Source organism: uncultured Campylobacter sp., assembly GCF_937997595.1.
Classification (GTDB): domain Bacteria; phylum Campylobacterota; class Campylobacteria; order Campylobacterales; family Campylobacteraceae; genus Campylobacter_B.
The window spans coordinates 1-2,253 of record NZ_CALKTS010000120.1; the positions used below are offsets into that span (position 1 = coordinate 1).

Sequence of the window (2,253 nt, forward strand, 5' to 3'; positions counted from 1 at the left end):
GCGGCGACGGCGAGGCTAATGCCGAGATTTTAAAGCAAATTTTAAAAGGCGAGCTAGGCGGGCCGAAATTTGATATCGTCGTGCTAAATGCGATGTTTGCGCTGTACTGCGCGGATGTCGTGTCAAGCCCTGCAGAGGCTAAGCCGCTCATTTTAGAGGCGATCAAATCGGGCAAGACGTGGGAATTTTACGAAAACTACGTAGGAGCGAAAGCTTAGATGGATAGCGGCGAAAAGATGGAGTTTTTAAGCGAGCAGCTCATCAGCTATCTGGGCAATAAGCGCTCGCTGCTAGCGCCGATAGAGCGGGCGATCTGCGAGATTAAGGCGGAGCTTGGGCGGGACAAGATCAGCTTCGCAGACGTCTTTAGCGGCAGCGGCATCGTCGCGCGCCTGGCTAAAGCGCACTCAAACCTCGTTATCGCAAATGACCTAGAGGGCTACTCGCGCGCGATAAACTCCTGCTATCTTTCAAATTTTAGTGACGAGCTGTGGCGAGACTTGAGCGAGCTACACGCTGAAATTTTAAGAAATTTCACGCCAAAGGAGAGCTTTTTTAGCGAGCTGTACGCGCCGAAGGACGATGAGAATATCAAGGCGGGCGAGCGCGCTTTTTACACGCGCCGAAACGCCCTGATTTTGGGCGGGCTTTGCGAGCAGATCGGTAAAATCCCGCAAAAATTTCGCGATTTTTTCACCGCGCCGCTACTTAGCGAGTCGAGCATCCACTCAAACACGGGCGGCGTTTTTAAGGGCTTTTACAAGGATAAAGCGGGCATAGGTAAGTTCGGCGGCAGCGGCGAAAACGCGCTAGCTCGCATAATGGGCGAGATTTCTTTGCGCCTGCCCGTGCTTTCAAATTTCGCCTGCGAAAGCGCGGTCTTTCAAGAAGATGCCGCGCGCTTTGCACAGAGTGCACGCGAGCGCTTTTTGCAGCTTGACGTCGCGTATTTTGATCCCCCTTACAATCAGCACCCCTACGGCTCGAACTATTTTATGCTAAATTTGATCACGGATTTTATAAACGAGGGCAAGCGCCCAAATGCTGTGGGGCTTAGCAGGGTTTCTGGGATCCCCGCAGACTGGAACCGCTCGGCTTACAACAAAAAATCAAGTGCTGCGGAGGAATTTTTCGCGCTGCTGGCGAAATTTCCGGCGAAATTTTTAATAATCTCTTTTAATTCAGAGGGTTTTATCTCGAAAGCGGAATTTTTAAAAAACCTCGCGCACATCGGCTCCGTGCGCACGATAGAGATCCGCTATCCGACTTACCGCGCGAGCAGAAATTTAAACGCGCGCGAGCTTTACGTGACGGAATTTTTATATGTCGTACAGAAGTAAGATCAAAATTTGCGGCATCAAAAGCGCCGCCGAAGCCCGCGCCGTGCTGGCGTGCAGCTCGGCTTTTTACGCAAATTTAGAGTGTGCGGACGACGCCAAAAACCTGCCGCAATCAGGCGACGAGAGCTCAATGAAAACTCCTAATTTTTGCAGCGAAAATTCTGAGCGGAATTTTAATTCGGACGCCGAGAATGCTACGCGAAATTTCAATTCTGACGGCCAAAATTTCGCGCCAAATTTTAATCAGGGCGGCGAGAATTCCGCATGTCGCACGCAAGATCACGCAAATTTTACGTGCGAGCAGAATTGTGATTGTGATAAAAATTTCGGTAGCGGTTTACGAAGCCATGGCGATGGCTCGGGCGTGCGGGTGGAGTTTTTGGGTGTGATCTTTGTGCCAAGCTCCAAGCGCCGCGTTAGCGTAGAAACGGCGCGCGAGATCGCGCGTACCGCGCACGAAAACGGCGCAAAGTGCGTCGGAGTTTTTGCTTTGAGCTCTGAAAAGTACGGCGCCACGCCACACGAGTGCGAAAATTTTAGCGGCAAAACTCGCGGCGATAAAATTTGCAAAGATAAAATTTACGCGAGCAAGAGCGGCGGCGTAGAATTTTACGAAGCCGCGAAATCTTGCGAAAAGCAGCGCGACGATTTGAGCGTAAATTTAAACGCAAGCCGCGCCGCGCCCGTCTCGGCAGAGGAGCTAAATTCTGAAATTTTTGGCGCGGAAGTCCTAAGTGAGGAGCAAATTTTAAAAATTTGCAGCATTTGCGAGCTAGACTGCGCTCAGATTTACGGACACATAAGTGCGGATTTCAAAGCGCGGCTTAACGCGGCGGGCATCGAGGCGTGGCAGGTGCTAAGCATCGGCGCTGAAATGCCGCCGCTTGAGGGTTTGAGCTGCGATCGGATCTTA

At 51.4% G+C, this 2,253-nt stretch carries 1 protein-coding gene and 2 pseudogenes; all 3 read left to right on the top strand.

Features of this window, described 5'->3' with window-relative positions:
• Window positions 1-218: pseudogene (locus Q0614_RS04255) on the top strand (anthranilate phosphoribosyltransferase); the annotation flags it as partial.
• The gene (locus Q0614_RS04260) at window positions 219-1,340 is read left to right on the top strand and encodes a DNA adenine methylase (RefSeq protein ID WP_298786774.1); all 1,122 of its coding nucleotides are present in this window, start codon (window positions 219-221) and stop codon (window positions 1,338-1,340) included.
• A pseudogene (locus Q0614_RS04265) lies at window positions 1,324-2,253 on the top strand (hypothetical protein); the annotation flags it as partial. The gene Q0614_RS04260 and the pseudogene Q0614_RS04265, both read left to right, overlap by 17 nt.

Bases quoted from the DNA above. Each gene is read 5' to 3' on its own strand.
- Q0614_RS04260 (WP_298786774.1), top strand. From the start codon at position 219: ATGGATAGCGGCGAAAAGATGGAGTTTTTAAGCGAGCAGCTCATCAGC.